We start from the raw sequence: 21518 nt of genomic DNA on the forward strand, positions 1-21518 counted from the left end.
CCATACTATCTTTTAGTAAAAGCAATGATACTGAATATAAAAGTAGAAAGAGGAAGTAGTTATGGAGAGAAAAAATGCCTGGAACTATTACGGTGCGGAGGAGAGAAAACGTGTGGAAGATATCTGCCATGCATACTGTCATTTTTTGGACTGCAGTAAAACGGAACGGGAGTGTGCAGCGTCGGCGATCAAACTTGCCAGGGCCCAGGGGTACCGGGATCTGGATCAGATCCGGGAGGCAAAGGAGCCGCTGAAGCCCGGAGATAAAGTGTATGCCTGCCAGATGGATAAAACCGTGGTGCTCTTTCAGATCGGCACAGAGCCTTTTGAAAAGGGGATGAACATACTGGGTGCACATATCGATTCCCCCCGGATCGACGTGAAGCAGGTTCCGCTTTATGAGGAAAAGGGGAATGTGTATCTGGACACCCATTATTATGGTGGCATCAAAAAGTATCAGTGGCTGGCGCTGCCTCTGGCACTTCATGGCGTAGTTGTCAGAAAGGACGGCACCAAAACCGAGGTCAAAATTGGAGAAAAGGAGAAGGATCCGGTATTTGTCATTACAGACCTCCTGCCCCATCTTGGGAGAGAGCAGAACGAAAAGAAAGTAAAAGAACTGATCGACGCCGAAAAACTGGATCTTCTAATTGGAAATCTGCCATGCGCAAAGACAGAACTTAAAAAAAGCAATACAAAGAAGCATCTTGAGTTTATAAACAGCGATGATGATAAAAAAGAAACGGAAATGGTAAAACAGACAATTTTAAAGTTGCTTCAGGATCAGTATCAGATCAAAGAAGAAGACTTTATTTCTGCGGAACTGGAGATCGTGCCTGCCGGCAGGGCCAGAGACTGCGGCCTGGACCGGAGTATGATATTGGCATATGGGCAGGATGACAGAAGCTGTGCCTTTACCTCTCTTCTTGCACTCCTGGAACTGAAGATGTCCAGGAGGACCTCGTGTTGTCTTTTGGTAGACAAAGAGGAGATCGGCAGCACCGGCGCTACAGGTATGCGCTCTCATTTTTTTGAAAATACAGTGGCAGAGATTATGGATCTGTGCGGTGACTTTTCCGAATTGAAGCTGCGCCGGACTCTGAGCCGTTCCCAGATGCTTTCCTCGGATGTAAGCGCAGCCTATGACCCTATGTTTGAAGAATATTATGAGAAAAAGAATTCCGCATATCTCGGAAACGGTCTGGTCTTTAACAAATATTCCGGCAGCGGAGGAAAATCCGGCGGAAATGACGCAAATCCCGAATATATGGCCCAGCTGCGGCAGATTATGGACAAATATAAGGTCGTTATCCAAACGGCGGAACTGGGAGCGGTAGACAAAGGGGGCGGCGGTACCATAGCCTACCTGATGGCCGACTATGGGATGAATGTGATCGACTGCGGGATTCCTGTACTGAACATGCATGCGCCCTGGGAAGTCTCCAGTAAGGCCGATATTTATGAAGCGCTGAAAGGATATCTCGCATTTTTAAAAGACGCATAATAATAGGTACAAAAAGAAATCGTGAAAACCGGGGAAACTCCTGTGTACAGTGAGATTTGCCCGGTTTTAACCTTATACCAAAAAGAAAATTGTGAATAATTCCGAAGAAATGTTGAAGAGAAATCGTAAAAAGGAATATTACACAAAAAAAACTTGCAAATCTTGTGCAAATTTACGGACAAAATGCTTGACGAGCATAACTAAAACCATTAGAATATTATATGCGACTTAGTGCAGTTTTATTTGAAAAAATTATTTAGGAGGTCATTAAAAAATGGCAAAATGGGTTTATATGTTTACGGAAGGTAATGCAACCATGAGAAACCTGCTTGGTGGTAAAGGTGCTAACCTTGCTGAGATGACAAACCTGGGTCTTCCTGTACCACAGGGATTTACAATCACGACAGAAGCTTGTACCCAGTATTATGAAGATGGCAGAAAGATCAATGACGAGATTATGGATCAGATTATGGATGCCATCACAAAGATGGAAGAAGTAACCGGAAAGAAATTTGGTGATAAAGAGAACCCGCTTCTTGTTTCCGTTCGTTCAGGAGCAAGAGCTTCTATGCCAGGTATGATGGACACTATCCTGAACCTTGGTTTAAATGAAGAAGTTGTTGACGTACTGGCTGCTAAGTCCGGCAATCCGCGCTGGGCATGGGACTGCTACAGAAGATTCATCCAGATGTACTCTGACGTAGTTATGGAAGTTGGTAAGAAATACTTCGAAGAGCTCATCGACAAGATGAAAGAAGAAAAAGGCGTAACACAGGACGTTGACCTGACGGCAGAGGATCTGAAGGTTCTGGCCGGACAGTTCAAAGATGAATATAAAGCTATGATCGGCGAAGAGTTCCCAACTGATCCGAAGGAACAGCTGATGGGCGCTATCAAAGCTGTGTTCCGTTCATGGGACAACCCGAGAGCTAATGTATACCGTCGTGATAATGATATCCCGTATTCATGGGGAACAGCTGTTAACGTACAGATGATGGCATTCGGTAACATGGGCGACACATCAGGTACAGGTGTTGCATTTACACGTGACCCAGCTACAGGCGAGAAGAAACTCATGGGAGAATTCCTGATGAACGCACAGGGCGAAGATGTTGTTGCCGGTGTCCGCACTCCTCAGAAGATTTCCCAGCTGCATGAAGTTATGCCGGAAGTATACGATCAGTTTGTTGCAATCTGTGATAAACTGGAAGACCACTACAGAGATATGCAGGACATGGAGTTCACGATCGAAGACAGAAAGCTTTACATGCTGCAGACACGTAATGGTAAGAGAACAGCTCAGGCTGCTCTGCAGATTGCATGCGATTTAGTAGACGAAGGAATGATCACAGAAGAAAAAGCTGTTGTAATGATCGATCCTAGAAACTTAGATACACTGCTTCACCCACAGTTTGATGCTGCTGCGCTGAAAGCTGCTGTACCGGTTGGCAAAGCACTCGGAGCTTCACCAGGAGCTGCTTGCGGTAAAGTTGTATTTACAGCTGACGATGCAAAAGAGTGGGCTGCAAGAGGCGAAAAAGTCGTACTTGTACGTCTTGAGACTTCACCGGAAGATATCGAAGGTATGAAAGCTGCTCAGGGTATCTTGACAGTACGTGGCGGTATGACATCTCACGCTGCCGTTGTTGCACGTGGAATGGGTACATGCTGTGTATCCGGATGCGGTGACATTGTTATGGACGAAGCAAACAAGAAGTTCACACTTGGCGGAAAAGAATACCACGAAGGAGATGCAATCTCTCTGGATGGTTCTACAGGTAACATCTATGACGGATTAATCCCGACAGTAGACGCTACAATCGCTGGTGAATTTGGAAGAATCATGGGATGGGCTGACAAGTACAGAACTATGAAAGTTCGTACAAATGCAGATACACCAGAAGATGCTAAGAAAGCTCGTGAACTTGGAGCAGAAGGTATCGGACTCTGCCGTACAGAGCACATGTTCTTCGAGGGCGACAGAATCGATGCATTCCGCGAAATGATCTGCTCAGATACATTAGAAGAAAGAGAAGCAGCACTCGATAAGATCCTTCCTGTACAGCAGGGAGACTTTGAAGGCCTGTTTGAAGCACTGGAAGGAAACCCGGTTACAATTCGTTTCTTAGACCCACCGCTTCATGAATTCGTTCCTACAGAAGAAGAGGATATCAAGAAACTTGCAGATGCTCAGGGCAAGACTGTAGAGCAGATTAAGACAATCATTGATTCCCTTCATGAATTCAACCCAATGATGGGACATCGTGGATGCCGTCTTGCAGTTACTTACCCAGAGATTGCAAAGATGCAGACAAAGGCTGTTATCCGTGCAGCTATCAACGTACAGAAAGCACACGCTGACTGGAACGTTTGCCCGGAAATCATGATTCCGCTGGTTGGAGATATCAAAGAATTTAAGTTTGTTAAGAAAATCGTTGTTGAGACAGCTGACGCAGAGATCGCAGCAGCTGGAATCGAGCTTAAGTATGAAGTTGGTACTATGATCGAGATTCCAAGAGCCTGCCTGACAGCTGATGACATTGCGAAAGAAGCTGACTTCTTCTGCTTCGGAACCAATGACTTAACACAGATGACATACGGATTCTCACGTGATGATGCTGGTAAGTTCTTAGATGCTTACTATGACACCAAGATCTTCGAGAACGACCCATTTGCAAAACTTGACCAGACAGGTGTTGGTAAGTTAATGGAAATGTCACTGAAGTTAGGAAAACCGGTTAATCCAAGTCTGCACGTAGGTATCTGCGGCGAGCACGGCGGAGACCCAAGCTCAGTAGAATTCTGCAACACAATTGGTCTGGATTATGTATCCTGCTCACCATTCCGTGTTCCGATTGCAAGACTGGCTGCTGCTCAGGCTGCAATTGCTAAGAAGAATGCTTAAGAAGTAATTGTTGTTTTTTCAATAATAATCAGACCTTTGGTTTCAATGCCAAAGGTCTTTTTTTCAGGAAATTGCTGCAAAAGGACTTCGGTATTCTCGTTCAAAAGCTGCGAAAAGTTGCCTGCTGGTACAGGCTAAATTGTGGTGGACAGCCTTTTCCTGACGTGATATAATGCGAATCAACAGATCGACAAATCAGGATATTATTTTATCTTGTGTATAAGAGGGATTTGTGATGGAAGCAAAATTTATATTTGCACAATTTCTGGCTTTTTGCGGCGCGGTGTTATATTTCATTTCATATCAATGTCGAGACAACCGTAAATTGTATATGGTACAGTTGTTTTCGTACTTATTCTATACTGTACACTTCTTCGTTTTGGGTGCCGAGACAGGGGGGATTAGTTATATCCTTAATCTTGCAAGGTCTATCTTCCTTGCTGGTAAATGGAACTTTGCACGTAGCAATAAAATGTGCATGATTCTTTGTTCCCTTCAACTAGTTGTTGCAGCTGCCACTTGGGCGGGCTGGATATCGCTGCTTCCGGTCAGCGCAAATATCGCGTCTACAATTGGCGGGTATACCCACAATGCACAGAAAATTCGAATTGCCACTATGTTTTTCAATTCACCCTTATGGATAATTTATGATATTATAATTGGCTCCTGGATAGGTGCCTTAGATGAAATCGCAAGTGAAGTATCTGCGCTGATTTCAATACGCAGATACGGATGGAAGAACTTAGGGAATGTCAAAGATTGATTTTATGATTTAGATAGATTTCAGTTTATCGGTGCGGACATAAACACATTCCGAAGAAAACACACCCCGAAACTTCATACCACTCAGCGACCGCCGACTGCAAAAGGGAGGTGGTCTTTTTAGTAGATTAAGAAATTAATCCAATTGTTCCGGATAAGAAGTGGTACTTTAAAAAATAGAGTTTCGCTTGCGAAACCCGCGCCTGCGGCGGTTACAACTTACGCCGCAGTGTGCATCCCGCCGGGAGGGCTTTTTATTTTACAGGTGAACTTTTCTGTGAAATATAAAAGTTTTTTCGACAACTTTTTACCTGTACAGCAGCTGAAAAACTATGAATACCTCCGGGATTTTGCTATAATCAGGGATGTGAAAGAAGTTCTTATGAAAAAGGTGATTTGTAAAATGAAGAGTAAAATACTGATTATAGAAGATGATAAAAAACTGAACGATGGTATAAAGCTGGCGCTAAGAAGGGAATATTTATGTGATCAGGCATTTAATCTAAAAGAGGCGAAAGAATTATATAATGTTGATCATTATGATGTGATATTGCTGGATGTAAATCTTCCGGACGGTAACGGATTTGACTTTATGGAAGAAATCAGAAAAACAGATCTGACACCGATTATCCTGTTAACTGCTAATAAAATGGAGATGGATATTGTGTCCGGACTTGAAATGGGAGCAAATGATTATATTACAAAGCCGTTTAGTCTTGCAGTTCTTCGAGCAAGAGTGGCAGTACAATTGAGAAATATAGCGGCGGCCCCATTGTCTTTTTCAATTGGTGATTTTTATTTTGATTTCCAAAAAATGGAGTTTCGCAAGAAAGATAGTTTGCTCGAATTAAGCAAAACCGAACAGAGATTACTTAAAAAACTGGTTGAAAATATGGGCAGGAGCATTAGCCGGGAACAGTTAACCGATTACATTTGGCAGGGAGAAAATGAGTTTGTAGATGAGCACGCTTTAACAGTAGTTGTGAATCGTCTGCGCAATAAATTAGGGGACGATAATCAGAACTATATTAAAACAGTTTATGGCGTTGGATATATGTGGGTGAGAAAATAGGATGTGGTATGTTTGGATTGGAATCATTACTTTTTTAGCCGGAATTTTTATAGCAATCTATTTTTGGCGAAAAGAGAAGAAAACAACAGGGCAGATTCAGAAAATGCTGGATAATGTCATAGCAGGAAGAGCTGTAGATGTACAATTGAATGAATCAAAGGCAGCGGCAATCGAGAATGATATGTGGCGGTATCTTTGTGGTAAAGAAGCGTTTGAACAAAATATACGAAGAGAGAAGATGCAGATACAGTCAAAAATATCTGATATTTCCCATCAGGCTGTTATACCGATTTCAAATATTATTTTATATTCACAGTTGGCAGAAGAACAACTAAAGACAAGGGACATAGAAGAAATGGCTGCTGTTGAAGAGGAAATGGCAGCAATTCAGGAACAGGCTGAGCAGCTCGATTTTTTAATTGAAACATTAGTAAAACTTTCCCGTACAGAAACAGGTATGATTCATGTAAATATGAAATGCCAGTTATTACAGCCACTTTTGGATACCATCCGAATGCAGTTTCAGGAGAAAGCGGGAAAAAGGGGAATCAAATTAATTATAGCAGATACAGAGGAAGCGGCAGTCTTTGATCTGAAATGGACGATTGAAGCAGTTGCTAATATTGTAGATAACGGGATTAAATATACAAAGCCTGGTGGAAGCGTAAAGATTCAGGTGGAATCCTATTCTTCGTTTGTGAGAATGGATGTCACCGATAATGGAATTGGAATTGCGGAGACGGAGCAGGCGTCTGTTTTTAACAGATTTTACCGATCAGAAATGGTAAGTGAGGAGCCCGGAGTAGGAATAGGGTTATATCTTGCACGGGAAGTTATGAAAGCGCAGGACGGATATATTAAGGTGAGTTCCAGGATTGGAGAAGGCAGTCAGTTCTCCTTGTTTTTCTTAAAAGAAGAAATCTCTCAAAACTGAGATACTTGTGAAACCAGTTTGAGATCATAATGTGCTATAGTCTGTATTGAAGGAGGATGCCGGAATACAGGCTATTTTTATATTTTCATAAAGGAGACGGATTATAAATGAATATTCTTGAAACAAAAGGATTGAAAAAAATATATGGGAATGGAGCAGCCAAGGTCACTGCTCTTGATGGGATTGATCTTGTGGCAGAGCGTGGAGAATTTATTGCAATCGTAGGTTCTTCTGGAAGTGGAAAGACAACACTTTTAAATATGATTGGGGGCCTGGATGTTCCTGATGAAGGGGAAATATTGATTGATCAGAAAGAACTGCAGAAATTGTCAGATAATGAGCTGACGGTATTCCGAAGAAGAAAAATAGGTTTTATTTTTCAACAATATAATTTGATTCCGATGCTAAGTGTTTGGGAAAATATTATTTTGCCTTTGAAAATGGACGGGAGGGCAGTGGATAAAGAGTATGTTATGGAAATTGTTAACATCCTTGGCATTCAGGAAAAACTGAAGAATGTACCAAATGAATTATCAGGCGGACAGCAGCAAAGAGTGGCGATTGCAAGAGCACTTGCCATAAAACCTGCGCTTATTCTTGCAGATGTAAACTGGACTAGCCTTTTTAGCTGTGTATAGCGTATATACTGTTTAAAACAATGGAATATAGGTACAGCATACACAAGTGATGATGAAATATGTATACGCAGTATAGAGATAAATCAGATGTCTGGATGAGGAGAATGGAACCTCAGACCAGATTTTTTTAATGTCAATTCATACCAGATTGGAGACAGTATCTTTGGTGGCTATTGGTATAGCATTTATCGTTTCAATGGAGTAGGGTTGTGATGAAGAAAACAAGCAGGAAGGAGAAGTGAATGGCATTACAAAGAAAGCAGTCTGGAACAGCCAAGGTAAAAAGAAACAGCTGGGCTCGTGGTAAAGGAGCTTATAGCTTCAGGGGAGAGCTGAAGCGTGGAATATCGCTTAATAAGAAGATGCTGAACAGGAGGATCCGGCATGGCAATATCAAGGACCTAAAAAATGCAGAGTACAGAAAAACTTGCAGGACAATCAATATCGTTTCTTTTTCCTGAAAAGTTCCTGACATCCTACACTTCTGTCTAAGATAGACAGAAACAAGGCATCTTCTTTGGTAGGTTCTGTGAATTGATTATTTTGCAGAAGCTGGTATAGTGTTGTCTCGTAAAGGAGGCAACAAGGATGGAACCAAACACCCAAGATATTACATGGCTGGATGAAATGGAATCTGAACTGGATCACTGGATGGTGCAGTATCTCACCGGACATCATGAAGGATACCGTACATTATTAAAAGAGCAGTCTGAGATTTTAAAGCAATATCCAGTCATAACGAAATTGCAGGAAGGAACAGACGGACTGTACCTCACTCCAAAGGAACATCGCATGTATTTTAAGTTTAGGAGCGTGCAGACGGAGAGGGAAGCCTTGGAGAGAAAATACTTTTATCTTATGGGGCAGGCAGATATGATACCGTACAAGCAGGTTCTGCAGGGACTCTCCAGAAAAAAGGAGAGAAAAAGACAATCCATAATCCAGCACCTGAATTTGGAATCCTGGCAGATGGAATTAATCAACCATGCGGTTGTAGAAGCAGAAATGCAGGCAAAGGAAAACTGTGCAGAGTATGAGGATATCAACGAGCAAATCAGCACACTGTATAGTAAATATCCATTTATAGACCGGCTGTTGGACAGAAGCAAGATTACGGAAGAAAAGGTGTTTTCAGCTGAAGAACTGCAGGGACTGTCGGAATGCCTGAAATTAGAGGCGGACAAACGTTACATTGAAGAAATTGAGCTGTATCTAAAAGGGATTCGGGATGGCCATGCACTGAAAAAATTGTTAGAACCAAAATAAAAACGAATAAAGCAGCTGGAGGAATCAGATCCCTTGCCGGCTGCTTTTATTAGTCTACGTGAGAATATTTCCAGAAGGGAAAGATTATGAAGGTTAAATGTCCTCATGTAAGGGTAAAAAGAGGGACGCACAGGAGAAGGTTCAGATCCTTCGATTGTCCTCCTCACTGCCATCAATCAGATATTCATATGAGACATCAAAAATCTCAGACAGTGCCTTCAGTTCCAAGTCAGTGACATACCTTTTATTTGTCTCAATGCGGGTAATCACATTCTTATCCATATCATAACCAGCCAGCTGCAGTTTTTCGGCTAAATCCCTTTGGGAGAGGCTATGCTCCTTACGAAGCGCAATCAATTGCTGGCTGATTAAATTTTTCTCACCGGTTTTTGTACGAGGTTTTGGCATACGTATCCCTTCCTGCAAAATGAAACAAAAATATTTTGTCTCACTTTTTACACTTTTCTATTGATTTTACATGGGAAAGACGATAAAATCGGTTGTAAAAGTGATACAAAAATGAAAGGATACTAAATGTGGAGGGCACGGGAATAAGCAATGGGTGTATAAGGAAAATAATGAATCAGTTTTGGGAAACATTTGTGATAGGAGCCAGAAAGTAAAAAATCAGTTTTGAAGGATTCCTTTCTTATTATGTGCTATGGAAAGATATTTGATACAAAAAGAAGGGGGAAAAGCTGAGGTAGAATCAGACATAGAAGGATTACATGCAGAACTGTACACAAAAAAGAAGGCATCTACGAAAATGCGCTATGGGACAAAGCTACTGAACACGGCAAAGGGATAACTCTGAAAATGTTCTGCAGGAGGTTATATCAGACCGTTGAAAAAGGCATTGATGTCCGTGCCAAATATTTTAGACAGGGCAACCAGTTCACTGACTTTGATATTCATGCGGTTCGTTTCTAATTTAGCGTATGTACTTTTGGATACTTCTATGCCCATCATGCCAAGTTTTGCTATCACCTCATCCTGTGTGAGTTTGCTCTGATAGCGCAGTGCCTGAATATTTTGTCCAATGTCCATATCTGGTCTTATTTTCTGCATAATCTAACCCTTTCATAAGAAAAATGTTTCGCAATAAGGAAACTTTGATATTGATTTTACTGGTTTTATTATCTATAATGTTTCGTAATAAAGAATTATTTGCAGCAGGGAGGAAAAATATGCAGCGGACAGATATGGAACGGTTTGCATTCCTGTATCTATGCGGTTCAAAAGATGAGGAGATTCTGACAGGGAAGGAAAAGATGGCTTATTCAGACTTTGACCGGCTGACTTATCTGACGGATTTCTTTGGATTTACATCTTATAACCTGGAAATCTGGAATCAATATGTGGGGCTGTTCTCGGAGCAGTTTGAGGCGCTGATACAGCTCATCAATGAAGCGTATCCGGAGGAATTGGATTTCTCAGGAGATGATAGTGGATACCGGCTTCATGAGATGTGGATTGGTGATTTCTGTAAAAGTGCACCAACGGAGGACCTGAAGGAATGGCTGAGGCATGAAGCGGTAGAAATCAGCGAAGTAAATGGATTGGAATATAAAGAGACTGAGTCAGAGGTATGATAAAAAAGAGTCATAGAACAGGCAGGCATATGGTTGAAAGAACCAAGTGCCGTGCCTGTTTTTTGCTATAGATTCGAGGGGAGGTGAGGATACTGGAAAGGAAAGAAATGAGCGTATACGAATTGCTGGCAGCTGCCAGAGAGGCTCAGGGGACTAACTACGTAAAAGGGGATGGGATATTCTGTGAAAAGCGGTTCCGAAAAGAGACAGCCCATATGGTTGAATTCCTAATCAGGGAAGGGCAGGATGCTTTTGGAGGGAAGGGGGAATACCACAGGAAGTTCCTGACAGAAAAAGAATATCAAAACATACTCCTTCAGGTGAAACAGGGAAAAATATGGATAAAAAGACATGCGCAGATACAAGGACCTTCCCTTTGCTATACCCCGGTCCCTGATTCCCCAAATATCGGGAAGAACACTCCAAAAAGGATTACCAACTGGGAAAAAAGATGATGACTTCGTACGAGGAACACAGCCACCATCCGGTAGGAAATCTTAAATATAATTATAACTAGGACATTAAAAAATAGAAGAGAGGATGTGATATCTATCATTATAGGAATCGACCACGGATATTATGCCATAAAAGGAAGCCATGTGTGTTTCCCAACAGGACTTGCAGCGTATGATTATGAGCCGTATACCATGCAGAATGTCCTGCAGTACCAGAACAGCTATTATGTCTGCGGTACAGGACGTCAGACGCTTTTAAAAGACAAGACGGCGAATGACAATTATTATCTGCTGACTATGGCAGCCATTGCACAGGAAATACGTTATCGGAAAGCAGAAAAGAAAACAGGGGTTGTTCTTGCAGCCGGACTTCCCCTTGCCAGTTTTGGCAGGGAAAAGCAGCCGTTTAGGGAATATCTGTTTCGGAAAGAGCAGCCGCTTTGTTTTCGATATGAAAATGAAGGCTACGAGATCCAGATAGAGGATGTGAAGCTGTTCCCCCAAGGCTATTCTGCGCTGGCACTCCATCCCGAATTCATCAATAGGGAGCCCTCTGTCCTCCTGATTGATATCGGGGGATGGACGGTGGACCTGATGCGGCTGGACAATGCTGTTCCAAATGCGGGAACCTGCCGCAGTCTGGAGTTAGGTGTCATACGGTGTATTGACGAAATCATGGAGCAGGTTCGGAGGAAGACCGGACTGTCTGTGACGGATGTACAGATTGAACGTGTTCTGGGCGGCAGTTCCTGCAGTATGGAGCCGGAGGCGAAAGAAATCATCCAGCGGCACGGCAGGCTGTATACTGAACGGATCCTGTCTTCTGTCATGGAGGCTGGTTTTGATTTAAGGGCAGTCCCGTCTGTATTCATGGGTGGGGGAGCAGCCATCGTGAAGCGCCACGTGAGGCCGCAGGACGGCCTGTGCCGGCAGATTTTCCTTACAGACGTCCATGCCAACGCTTCCGGGTATGAACGGATTGTAGGGCAGATGTGGGCACAGTGAAACGTCCCGTTTTTTCCTTCCGCCCCAACATGGACCATGCGGATCACAGGCAGGCATGGGAAATACTGTCACGTGTCCCGGAAGGGCAGAAGAACCAATACCTGGTCCAGGCAATCCTTGAGGTGCAGGAAAGGGCATATCTGGAGAAGGTCATCCGGGAAACTGTTCGGGAAGAACTGAAAAGTGGCGGTATGCCACATCCTGAAGCATCTGTGAGAGAAACAATCCCAAATCAGATGTTGGATTTTTTATCGAAACTGGAAAGCAGTGGGTAAAGGAGGTGATGCCAATTGAGGGGATAATAGCACCAATCTGAACAGCCTGGTTCTACATAGATGTATTATTGTATATGCTTCGTTTCCGGGACTTTCAAGGACTGATATTTGTTAGGTATTGTGAATAGCTTTCCATACATCTTTGGAGTATGTTGTGTATAGCAAAAGAAAGGAGATATACAGATGCCAGAGATGAAGAACATATGCGGAAAAATCCCTCTGGACCTGCATGAAAAGGTCCGGCAGGAGATTGAACAGACTGAGAGCAGCACACAGAAATTTATACTTCAGGTCATTGAAGAGCATTTCAGCAAAGGAGAGATGGGCATGGAAATGAGGACAGTAGCAGTACAGGTATCGGAGGAACTTTTTGGCAGGCTGAAAGCAGTCATCGTGAAGAAAGGGTGCAAACAGAAAGATTTCCTGCTTGCCATTATCCAACAGGCGATTGAAGCTGAGGAAGCGAAATACGGGCAGGCAGAGGCGCAGAAGCCGGAGGCAGGGGAGATACCGGAAGAAAGCGCAGAATGCCAGGAGGAGCCAGAAATAGAAGCGTCAGAGGACGGTGCCGGAGCGTCAGAGGACGAGGAGCCAGTAAGGGAGGATTCGGATGCGGAAGCAGCAGATGAGGACGGGCTTCCAGAAGCAACAGAGGATTCATGGCAGGAAGAAACAGAATAACCGAAACGAAGGAAGAAACGGTGTGGAGCAATCCATGCCGTTTCTTTCGTCAAATCACAAAGTGAAGGAGGCTGATAAACGCAACCATACGATTTTTTGATTTATTCAGCGGAGTCGGAGGATTCCGCGAAGGACTGAGAAGGGCCGGAGGATTTACCTGTGTGGGGCACTGCGAAGTGGATGTCCATGCGGATAAGAACTACCGGGTACTGTTTGATACGGAAGGGGAGTGGTTCTGTAATGACGCAAGAAACATTGACACCGGAGAAATGCCAGATTTTAATCTGCTTTGTGCGGGATTTCCCTGCCAGTCATTTTCAATCGCTGGAAAAAGGGGAGGCTTTGCAGATGCCAGAGGGACCCTCTTCTTTGAAATTGCCAGACTGCTTAAAGATAGGCGGCCTGCATATTTTCTCCTTGAAAACGTACCCGGACTGCTATCACATGACAAAGGGCGGACGTTTTACACCATCCTCTGTACGCTTTCAGAACTGGGGTATTTTGTGGAGTGGAAAGTGCTTAACAGTAAGGATTTCGGAGTCCCACAGTCAAGGAAGCGGGTGTATCTTGTCGGATATCTTGATGGAAGATGTGCCGGAAAAATATTACCTTTCCCAGAAACAAACGGAGCAGCTCTTATACAAGTCCATGCAGGCAAGCAGGGGGAAAGGGTCTACCACCCCTCCGGCGTAAGCTGTACCCTGACTGCCGGGGCAGGAGGAATGGGGGGAAAGACTGGACTGTATGAGTTTGGCGTGCCTATCAAGGAGAATACGAAAAAAGGATATAAGATGGCATTTCCTGGTGACAGCATCGACTTTGGGTATGCCAGAATGAATACGAGGAGAGGCAGGGTGGGGAATGCAATCGCCCATACACTGACAACCGGAAGCTCGCAGGGAACACTGGACTTTGAGGAAGAAACCCTATCCCCTAAAATAGCGGAACCAGACCAGCGTCCGGCAATGTACCGGAATAATGGCATAAACAGCCAATCAGGGGAGCATTTCGGACTATTGGAAGAAACAGGGCCAAGGGCGGTTCTGACCCCGGCAAAAGAAAATCCAAGGCAGAGCGGTCGGAGGATGAGGGAACCGGAAGAACCTATGTTTACAATTACAGCTACGGACCGGCATGGTGTTATCCACCACGGGAGGATCCGGAGGCTGACGCCACGGGAGTGTCTGCGGCTGCAGGGGTATTATGATTCCCAGATTGACCGGATGATGAAAGAAACCTCAGATAATCAGCTATATAAGCAGGCAGGAAATGGCATCACAGTAAATGTGATTGAAGCTATTGGAAGGCGGCTTCGGGAAATAGATATTCAGTTGGGACAGAATCCAGACAATGAGGAAAGGCAGTGACCGCTTATCGATATACAGGGACAATATTTCGGTACGGAGATTGAGATGACCGGAATCACGAGGAATGAGGCGGCAGAGGCTGTGGGGGAACTGTTTGGAACCGTGCCATATTATATTGGGACTTATTACAGAACATAGGGAGTAGAAGACCCGGAGGGGAAGGAATGGAAATTCACGTATGACAGCAGCATCCATGCCCAAAGGCGGGAAGGTGACCGCTATATCAATGCAGGAAAAGACTACAAAACAGAGATGGTCAGCCCAAAACTTGAATACTCCGAAATGGAAAAACTGCAGAACGTTGTGCGGTGTCTGCGTCAGCATGGCGGGAAGGTGAATTCTTCCTGTGGGATGCATGTCCATGTGGATGCGGCGAACCATACCCCGAGGAGCCTCAAAAATGCTTTGACGATTATGTATTCTAAGGGAGATATTCTGTTCAAGGCATTAAAGGTCAATCCATCAAGGGTGGAGCAATGGTGCAAGAAAGTAAGGGGAAATGTGTTGACAGATATCCGGAAGATGCCATCTGGCACCATGTCTATGGAACAACTCCGCCGGCTCTGGTATGAGGAGCAAAGAAACGGCGGAGACTCCCACAGCCATTATGACCAGACAAGATATTATGCGTTGAACCTCCATGCGGTCTTCGACAAAGGGACTGTGGAATGGCGGTGCTTCAACAGCACCCTGCATGCAGGGAAGGTGAGGGCGAACATTACGCTTGCCCTTGCCATATCTGCACAGGCAATCAACCAGAAATGCGCCCACATGAGAAAAACGGAGATTACAGAGAATCCCTGCTTTACTTTCAGGACATTCCTGCTAAGGCTGGGTCTGATTGGACCAGAATATAAGAATGTCCGGGAACATCTGCTCGCAAATCTGGAAGGGGACAGGGCATGGAGATATGACAAAAGCAATTATGAGTGTCTCAGGAAAAACGGGGAGATACGGTAGGAGGTGTTTGAAATAGAAGAAAGATACTATTTTGCCTATGGCAGCAATATGAATTTGGACCAGATGGGGTTCCGATGTCCGGATGCCGTAGTAGTGGATAACGTCCGGCTGGAAGATTACCGGCTGGCATTCTGCGGAAGAAATCCGGGAAACGGCGTGGCAACGATCCTGCCAGAAGAGGGCAGCCATGTGGACGGGGTGATGTGGAAGATTACCCCACGCTGTGAGGAAAGTCTGGACCATTATGAGGGATATCCCCATTTATATGGAAAAGAGATGGTAAGTGTTCGTAAACAAGGAGGTGTGCAACAAGATGTGGCAGTCTATGTCATGAATGCCCCTTATAAGGACTGCCCGGCAAAACCTTCGGATTTTTATCTGAAAGGGATCTTAGAAGGGTGCAGGCAGAACCAGCTTCCCGTAGCGCCAGTCATGGATGCTGTGAAACGCACAAAACAGGAACTGGGGGAAGAGAAACAAAAAGGCAGAAGCTGCAGTGAGAAGTGGATGGGCAGATGACCGCAGGGAAGAGTGTTTCCCTGCGGTTTTGCAATACAAAAAGAGACACCACGCAACAGCGGGTGGGAAGGAGTATGATATGGAAACGAGAAAAATGAAAAAGAGGGTTATCGCATTGGGACTTGCCTTTTTAATGGGGCTAAGTCCTTTTGGCAGTGCCGTAACTTATGCTTCGGAAAACAACACAGAGTCAGTGGAAGCAGAAGCTGAGGTCGTTATTTCTCCTGATACAGCAGGGATAGAAGCGAAAAGTTCCGTAACGGCAGAAGATATCACAAAAGATGTATCGGACGATACCTTCGTGGTGGAAGACTGCATGGAGGGAATCATTTACGATGCCTCCACGGAGGAGGTGACACTTGCCGGTATCGAAGCAGAGGGCGGTGGTGCATATCATCCGGATCAGGCAGGAACGTATATTGCGAACTATATGGTAGTGCCCAAAGATCAATCAGATGTTTACTATATCACCCGCAAGGTCGTGCTGACTGACACCGAGGGAGAGGCACATGGGGAAGCAAATGGTGGAGACAGGCAGAAGGAGGACACTGCCTCAGAAGAGGATTCGGAGGATGCTTCTGCGTTGGAACCAGAAGTCAAAGTTGTCAGTGGTGCTGAAGATGTGACACTGGAAGCAGTGCGACAGTTAGAAGAAAAGATTGAATCTGGAAATGTCATGGTATTTTCCGGTGCAGCTAACAATTTTTCAGCAAGGTCCAGCGTCACATTAGAAAAGGGAGAAGACATCTATTACCCTGATTATATTGGAAATTATCTGACCAGCTGGTTCTGGGTGAATGGGAAGATTGCATATTGTCTGGAATCCCACAAGGCAACTCCCCCAAGTGGTGATTATGTTGCCGAAGTACTGGATTCCAATAAGGCATTACAGAAAATTTTATATTATGGGTATGGCGGCGCCGGGGATGTGACAGGCAGTTATCTGTCAGGAAAGAGTGCGGAAGAAAAATATGTCTATACCCATATTGCAGCAAGTTACTCTTATGCAGGGGAAGCAGCGTTCACCGGCTGTGATTATAATGACTTGGTTAATGCAGGTGTTATTGCCTATATTGACTATCTGACTGGGATGGAAGAGCCGCCGAAAGGAGAAGTCTCTCTTTCGGGGACAAGCGTGAAAGCTGTCAGAAGCGGGGATGTGCAGAGAACACCCGATATCAAACTGGATGGGGATTACCGGAATTATATTTCCATTGATATCCCTAAGAATGTAACCGGTTATAATAAATCAAAAGGGACTTCGGCAACGAACGGAAAACTTCAGGTTTACGGGGGCGATACCTTTTATCTGGAAGCAAAGATGACCGTATCGGGTGCGTATTCTTCCGGCAGTCTGAAAGGCTCTGTGGGAGAGACATGGAGAACCCTGGTACTTACAACAGGGGAAGCCGATCAGGATATCGGTGTCTTTGAATCAGAAAGCGCACAGCCGGTAAGCTTCAAGGTGGACTGGCTGGAGATGGCAAGGATTGAACTGGAAAAGAAGGATAAGGAAACCAGCCATCCTCTGTCTGGGGCAGTTTATGGCATCTATACAGACTCTGCATGCAAAAACAAGCTGATGGAGATGCCGGTGACAGATGGAAACGGAAAGGCGGTCAGTGATTATTTTGATGCAGATATTAAGAAGGTATATGTAAAAGAAATCACACCGCCTACATACTATGCCACAAATAAGACGGTGTACCCAGTTTCAGTAACAGCCGGAAACATGGTAAAGGTCGAGGCAGTCGACCAGCCAATCAAGGGGGAAATCACGCTGAAGAAGATTGACGTGGAGACACAGGCATTTCTGGCACAGGGTGATGCAGAACTTACCGGGGCAGTCTATGGACTGTATGCAAAGGAAGATATTCAAAAACCGGATGGAACGGGCATCTTACATAAAAAAGGCAGCCTGATCCAGCAGAAAACCATTGGGGAAGGCGGTGAGATAAAGTTTCAGGACCTGTATCCGGGGGCGATGTTCATCCGGGAGATAACAAGTCCGGTGGGCTATCTGCCAGACCCGACTGAAATCGATGCAACACTTACGAGGGAATCTCCGGAAAAAGAAGTAGTGGTAAAAGCAGTCACTTCCAAAGAACAGGTTATGAAGCAGGCGTTCCAGATTATTAAGGTTTCTGAGGATGGAACGCAGACAGAGACGGATCTGGTGAAAGGCGCAGAGTTCACGGTTTATCTGATCAGCGATTTATCAGAGGTAAAAGATGGCAGCCTGAAACCATCCAATGGTTCCGGGTATACAGCGGAAGACTTTACCGCCTATGATTTTACGAAAGAAACACCGGCTGTCACCTATGAAAATGGCAAGGCAGTGAAGGTGCCTGTTCTTGTGACGGATGGGAAAGGGTATGCCAAGAGCGTGGAGCTTCCCTATGGAGCCTACATCTGTGTGGAAACCAAGACACCGGCTAATTTAAAACAGGTCAATCCCTTTGTGGTCACGGTAAGCATGGACAGCCGGGAGCCACAGCAGTGGCGGATATTTGATGACCGCCCCTATGATTTCCTTCTGAAAATCATCAAAAAGGATGCCCAGACAAACCAGCCGGTTCTGAAGAATTCAGCAGTCTATAAAATTTATGACTGTGAGAAAGAGAAATATGTGGAACAGGTCATCCAGTACCCCGAGAAAGGGAAAATATCAGAATTTTCCACCAATAGCCAGGGATTTCTGGTGCTGCCACAGGCGCTGAAAGCGGGACATTACCGGATTGAGGAGATTTCTGCCCCTGATTCTTATGTAAGGCAGGGGTATGAGCAGAGCCTGAATGATGGGGAAACCGTGTTTTCTCCGCTGGATGTAACCAATAAGGGCATCTACGAAGAGAATCCAAAGGAAGGAATCGAACTCATAATCAATACCGATACCCCACACCAGATTGACCCGGATACGGGCGCATACCTTGTGGAGGTGGCGCAGTACAACGATGAGCAGGTGGGAAGCCTGACGCTGAGAAAAGTAGGCGGGCAGTTAAAAACGGTCAAAGGAGAATCCGCTCTTGAAAAAGTAGCAGGTTTTTTCTCTGGCCTGAAGGATGCGGTTACAGGATCGGGTACAGACGGGACAGGAATCAGACAGGAATTTATTTATGAAGAAGACAGCGTGGAAGGAGCCGTTTTCGAACTCCATGCAAAAGATACCATCTATTCTCCAGACGGTGCCGTGGATGAAGCCGGGAATCCGGTTGTCCGTTATCAGAAGGACGACTTGGTGGCGACTTTGACAACAGATGCCGAGGGAACCAGTGTCGTCAATAACCTGCCGTTGGGCACGTTTTATCTGAAAGAGACGAAGGCGGGCGAGAATTTCGTCCTAAATACGGAACAGAAAGAATTCACGCTGTCTGCCGGGGATGATACGGCGGCAGTTGTCTATGAGGGAGTCACTTATAAAAATGAGCGTCAGAAAATAAAAATCTCCATCCATAAGAAGGACAGCATATCTGATAAACCGCTGGAGGGCGTGACTTTTGAATTGTATGCGGGGGAAGATATCCTGTCTGCACAGGGCAAAATTCTGATTCCGAAAGATACCCTGATTGAAACGAAAACGACCGATGAAGAGGGGAACCTTACCTTTGACAGCGAGGTATGCCACGGAAAATATTATGTAAAAGAACAACATCTGCCGGGATATCTTCCAAATGAGGAAATCTGGGAATTTGAAGCTGTCTATGAAAACCAGGAGGAGAGCCTGGTTGAGATTACGAAAGACATAAGGAACCAGCCAACGGAATCCCATTTTACCAAGACGGACCTGACCACTGGGGAGGAGCTGGAAGGGGCATCTTTGCAGATTATCGACAGTGAGAATCATATCGTGGAGGAATGGATCAGCACGAAAGAAACCCATGTGGTATATGGACTGCCGGAGGGAGACTATATTCTGCATGAAGAACTTGCGCCTCTTATAGATGGCTATGTGTCGGCGGCAGACGTGGAATTTACGGTGCTGGAAGACGGAAGTATCGCAGAGGTCGAGATGAAGGATGAATATTCTAAAGCGGAGATATCCAAGACAGATATCACTACAGGGAAAGAACTGAAAGGGGCAAAGCTGCAGGTTCTGGACAAAGACGGAAAGGTTCTGGAAGAGTGGGTAACCGATGGAAAGCCACATCAGATAGAAAAGCTTCCGGTTGGGACAGAACTGACCTTGCGTGAAATCACGGCTCCGGAAGGGTATGTAACTGCGGAGGATGTAAGATTTACGTTGGAGGATACCAGAGAAATACAAAAGGTAGAAATGAAGGATGAATGCTCCAAAGTGGAGATATCCAAGACGGATCTCACAACCGGGAAAGAGCTGGAAGGGGCAAAATTGCAGGTTCTGGACAAAGATGGAAAGATTTTGGAAGAGTGGGTGACCGATGGAAAGCCGCATCAGATAGAAAAGCTTCCGGTAGGCATAGAACTGACCCTGCGTGAGATCACAGCCCCGGAGGGCTATGAGATTGCGGAAGATGTGAAATTTACATTGAAAGATACTACAGAGGTTCAGAAGATAGAGATGAAAGATGCAAGGATTCCGGAAAAACCTGTGGCATCTGTACCCAAAACAGGGGATGACCCGTTAAAGCCAATCCTACTGCTGGCACTCTGTGCCGTAACGGCGGTGGCATGGGTTGCGGTCACTATCCGCAGGAGAAAGAGAAAGAAAGCAGATGAGAAGGAATAAGGGCAGAATACTGCAGGTTATCTTATTCCTAATCTTTGTAGTCAGCAGCGGAATCCTGATGTATGATTTGGTGATATCCCCAAAACAGAATCAGGAAATGGCAAAGCAGCTAAAAGAAGAATTCCCGGAGAAAGATACGCAATCTCCGGGAGTTTCTCCCACGGAAGAACCTGCCCCGGAAGGGGAAAAGCAACCGGCTGGGAGAGAAAGGGAAGCGCAATCCATTGATATTGCGGCACTTCAGGTGGCATACCCGGATGTGAAGGGATGGATTACAATTCCGGGTACAAATATTGACTACCCTGTCCTGAAAAGTGGGGAATCGGAGCCGGAATATTACTTAAACCACAACTACAGAAGGGAGTGGGATGCAAATGGCAGCCTGTTCCTGCAGTGGAACTGTGATGTGTCTGAAAGCCAGAACCTTATCGTCTATGGGCACAATATGAACAGTGGAGCCATGTTCGGCAATTTGGACAGGTTTGCTTCAGCGGACTACTGGAGGGAACACAGAAATATCTTTTTCCAGACGCTTCATGGAACTTCGGAATATGAGATTGTGTCTGTAATGAAAGCGGATCTGTCTATGTTCCCGTTCCAGCAAGTGCATTTTGTTGGGGAGGGAAGTCTGGAGGCGCATGTTGGGCAGGCGAAAAGCCTGGGAATGTTCGGGACGGGGGAGTTATGCCACGTTTCGGCACCTGTTTTGACGCTGGTCACCTGCGCTTATGAGTGGGAGGATGCCAGGACGGTGTTGGTGGCGGTAAGAAAGGGAGCGGTTCAGGTTGATTAAAGGGATGCCTTTGATATATAATGGGAGAAAGCAGAAGAAATACTAAAAGAATGACAGGAAAAATGCAGTAAGATTTTAATTAAAA

The 21518-nt window shown here is 45.0% G+C and carries 20 protein-coding genes and 1 pseudogene; 19 read left to right on the top strand and 2 right to left on the bottom strand.

Annotated elements, in window-relative coordinates; all coding sequences use genetic code 11:
* Positions 1-61 precede the first annotated feature (61 nt).
* From MWG26_RS06010 to MWG26_RS06045, 8 genes are all read left to right on the top strand, one after another.
* Complete coding sequence (locus MWG26_RS06010; protein WP_117440750.1) at positions 62-1504, top strand: aminopeptidase; 1443 nt, start codon at positions 62-64, stop codon at positions 1502-1504.
* Positions 1505-1778: 274 nt separating this feature from the next.
* Positions 1779-4409, top strand: a complete 2631-nt coding sequence (gene ppdK / locus MWG26_RS06015; protein ID WP_025655152.1) for a pyruvate, phosphate dikinase — start codon at positions 1779-1781, stop codon at positions 4407-4409.
* Between the two features lie 235 nt (positions 4410-4644).
* A complete protein-coding gene (locus MWG26_RS06020; protein WP_025655153.1) occupies positions 4645-5172 on the top strand; it encodes a YgjV family protein in 528 nt (175 codons plus the stop codon).
* A gap of 402 nt (positions 5173-5574) precedes the next feature.
* Positions 5575-6243: a response regulator transcription factor gene (locus tag MWG26_RS06025; protein WP_025655154.1), complete on the top strand. Its 669-nt coding sequence runs from the start codon at positions 5575-5577 to the stop codon at positions 6241-6243.
* 1 nt (position 6244) lies between these two features.
* Entirely contained in the window at positions 6245-7177 is a 933-nt protein-coding gene (locus tag MWG26_RS06030; protein ID WP_025655155.1) for a sensor histidine kinase, read from the top strand.
* 107 nt (positions 7178-7284) lie between these two features.
* Positions 7285-7815 (top strand): ABC transporter ATP-binding protein, encoded by a 531-nt coding sequence (locus MWG26_RS06035; RefSeq protein ID WP_025655156.1) that lies wholly within the window; start codon positions 7285-7287, stop codon positions 7813-7815.
* Positions 7816-8057: 242 nt separating this feature from the next.
* Positions 8058-8276, top strand: a complete 219-nt coding sequence (locus tag MWG26_RS06040; protein WP_117440749.1) for a hypothetical protein — start codon at positions 8058-8060, stop codon at positions 8274-8276.
* A 127-nt stretch (positions 8277-8403) separates the two neighbouring features.
* The gene (locus tag MWG26_RS06045; RefSeq protein ID WP_025655157.1) at positions 8404-9081 is read left to right on the top strand and encodes a hypothetical protein; all 678 of its coding nucleotides are present in this window, start codon (positions 8404-8406) and stop codon (positions 9079-9081) included.
* Positions 9082-9222: 141 nt separating this feature from the next.
* Here the strand turns inward: MWG26_RS06045 and MWG26_RS06050 are convergent, their stop codons facing one another.
* Positions 9223-9489, bottom strand: coding sequence for a helix-turn-helix domain-containing protein (locus tag MWG26_RS06050; protein WP_025655158.1), 267 nt, complete (start codon positions 9487-9489; stop codon positions 9223-9225).
* A 253-nt stretch (positions 9490-9742) separates the two neighbouring features.
* Here MWG26_RS06050 and MWG26_RS06055 point away from each other — a divergent pair, with 253 nt between their 5' ends.
* Positions 9743-9889 carry a hypothetical protein gene (locus tag MWG26_RS06055; RefSeq protein ID WP_153917479.1) on the top strand — a complete coding sequence of 49 codons (147 nt, stop codon included), beginning with the start codon at positions 9743-9745 and terminating at the stop codon, positions 9887-9889.
* 23 nt (positions 9890-9912) lie between these two features.
* Here the strand turns inward: MWG26_RS06055 and MWG26_RS06060 are convergent, their stop codons facing one another.
* Complete coding sequence (locus MWG26_RS06060; RefSeq protein WP_025655159.1) at positions 9913-10149, bottom strand: helix-turn-helix domain-containing protein; 237 nt, start codon at positions 10147-10149, stop codon at positions 9913-9915.
* A 119-nt stretch (positions 10150-10268) separates the two neighbouring features.
* Here MWG26_RS06060 and MWG26_RS06065 point away from each other — a divergent pair, with 119 nt between their 5' ends.
* From MWG26_RS06065 to MWG26_RS06110, 10 genes and pseudogenes are all read left to right on the top strand, one after another.
* Positions 10269-10673 carry a hypothetical protein gene (locus MWG26_RS06065; RefSeq protein ID WP_025655160.1) on the top strand — a complete coding sequence of 135 codons (405 nt, stop codon included), beginning with the start codon at positions 10269-10271 and terminating at the stop codon, positions 10671-10673.
* A gap of 107 nt (positions 10674-10780) precedes the next feature.
* Complete coding sequence (locus tag MWG26_RS06070) at positions 10781-11128, top strand: DUF5720 family protein (protein WP_025655161.1); 348 nt, start codon at positions 10781-10783, stop codon at positions 11126-11128.
* 96 nt (positions 11129-11224) lie between these two features.
* Complete coding sequence (locus MWG26_RS06075) at positions 11225-12133, top strand: ParM/StbA family protein (RefSeq protein ID WP_181969570.1); 909 nt, start codon at positions 11225-11227, stop codon at positions 12131-12133.
* Positions 12130-12408, top strand: coding sequence for a plasmid segregation centromere-binding protein ParR (locus MWG26_RS06080; protein ID WP_117440748.1), 279 nt, complete (start codon positions 12130-12132; stop codon positions 12406-12408). Before MWG26_RS06075 ends, MWG26_RS06080 begins: the two co-directional genes overlap by 4 nt.
* Before the next feature lie 183 nt (positions 12409-12591).
* Positions 12592-13089, top strand: a complete 498-nt coding sequence (locus MWG26_RS06085; RefSeq protein ID WP_117440747.1) for a hypothetical protein — start codon at positions 12592-12594, stop codon at positions 13087-13089.
* Positions 13090-13160: 71 nt separating this feature from the next.
* Positions 13161-14456 carry a DNA (cytosine-5-)-methyltransferase gene (dcm, locus tag MWG26_RS06090; protein WP_025655163.1) on the top strand — a complete coding sequence of 432 codons (1296 nt, stop codon included), beginning with the start codon at positions 13161-13163 and terminating at the stop codon, positions 14454-14456.
* Between the two features lie 6 nt (positions 14457-14462).
* Positions 14463-15416, top strand: a pseudogene (locus MWG26_RS06095) (amidoligase family protein).
* A 12-nt stretch (positions 15417-15428) separates the two neighbouring features.
* Positions 15429-15935: a gamma-glutamylcyclotransferase family protein gene (locus MWG26_RS06100; protein WP_117440771.1), complete on the top strand. Its 507-nt coding sequence runs from the start codon at positions 15429-15431 to the stop codon at positions 15933-15935.
* Between the two features lie 79 nt (positions 15936-16014).
* The gene (locus tag MWG26_RS06105; protein WP_117440746.1) at positions 16015-20640 is read left to right on the top strand and encodes a SpaA isopeptide-forming pilin-related protein; all 4626 of its coding nucleotides are present in this window, start codon (positions 16015-16017) and stop codon (positions 20638-20640) included.
* Positions 20627-21433, top strand: a complete 807-nt coding sequence (locus MWG26_RS06110) for a class B sortase (RefSeq protein WP_153917474.1) — start codon at positions 20627-20629, stop codon at positions 21431-21433. The genes MWG26_RS06105 and MWG26_RS06110 overlap by 14 nt, the downstream gene beginning before the upstream one ends.
* Positions 21434-21518: the final 85 nt, after the last annotated feature.

It is taken from the genome of Faecalicatena contorta (assembly GCF_022835095.1).
GTDB classification, from domain to species: domain Bacteria; phylum Bacillota; class Clostridia; order Lachnospirales; family Lachnospiraceae; genus Faecalicatena; species Faecalicatena contorta.

Bases quoted from the DNA above. Each gene is read 5' to 3' on its own strand.
- MWG26_RS06085 (WP_117440747.1), top strand. From the start codon at position 12,592: ATGCCAGAGATGAAGAACATATGCGGAAAAATCCCTCTGGACCTGCAT.
- MWG26_RS06070 (WP_025655161.1), top strand. From the start codon at position 10,781: ATGAGCGTATACGAATTGCTGGCAGCTGCCAGAGAGGCTCAGGGGACT.
- MWG26_RS06025 (WP_025655154.1), top strand. From the start codon at position 5,575: ATGAAGAGTAAAATACTGATTATAGAAGATGATAAAAAACTGAACGAT.
- MWG26_RS06035 (WP_025655156.1), top strand. From the start codon at position 7,285: ATGAATATTCTTGAAACAAAAGGATTGAAAAAAATATATGGGAATGGA.
- MWG26_RS06030 (WP_025655155.1), top strand. From the start codon at position 6,245: ATGTGGTATGTTTGGATTGGAATCATTACTTTTTTAGCCGGAATTTTT.
- MWG26_RS06045 (WP_025655157.1), top strand. From the start codon at position 8,404: ATGGAACCAAACACCCAAGATATTACATGGCTGGATGAAATGGAATCT.
- MWG26_RS06050 (WP_025655158.1), bottom strand. From the start codon at position 9,489: ATGCCAAAACCTCGTACAAAAACCGGTGAGAAAAATTTAATCAGCCAG.
- MWG26_RS06040 (WP_117440749.1), top strand. From the start codon at position 8,058: ATGGCATTACAAAGAAAGCAGTCTGGAACAGCCAAGGTAAAAAGAAAC.
- MWG26_RS06105 (WP_117440746.1), top strand. From the start codon at position 16,015: ATGGAAACGAGAAAAATGAAAAAGAGGGTTATCGCATTGGGACTTGCC.
- MWG26_RS06065 (WP_025655160.1), top strand. From the start codon at position 10,269: ATGCAGCGGACAGATATGGAACGGTTTGCATTCCTGTATCTATGCGGT.
- MWG26_RS06020 (WP_025655153.1), top strand. From the start codon at position 4,645: ATGGAAGCAAAATTTATATTTGCACAATTTCTGGCTTTTTGCGGCGCG.
- MWG26_RS06055 (WP_153917479.1), top strand. From the start codon at position 9,743: ATGGAAAGATATTTGATACAAAAAGAAGGGGGAAAAGCTGAGGTAGAA.
- MWG26_RS06110 (WP_153917474.1), top strand. From the start codon at position 20,627: ATGAGAAGGAATAAGGGCAGAATACTGCAGGTTATCTTATTCCTAATC.
- ppdK (WP_025655152.1), top strand. From the start codon at position 1,779: ATGGCAAAATGGGTTTATATGTTTACGGAAGGTAATGCAACCATGAGA.
- MWG26_RS06010 (WP_117440750.1), top strand. From the start codon at position 62: ATGGAGAGAAAAAATGCCTGGAACTATTACGGTGCGGAGGAGAGAAAA.
- MWG26_RS06060 (WP_025655159.1), bottom strand. From the start codon at position 10,149: ATGCAGAAAATAAGACCAGATATGGACATTGGACAAAATATTCAGGCA.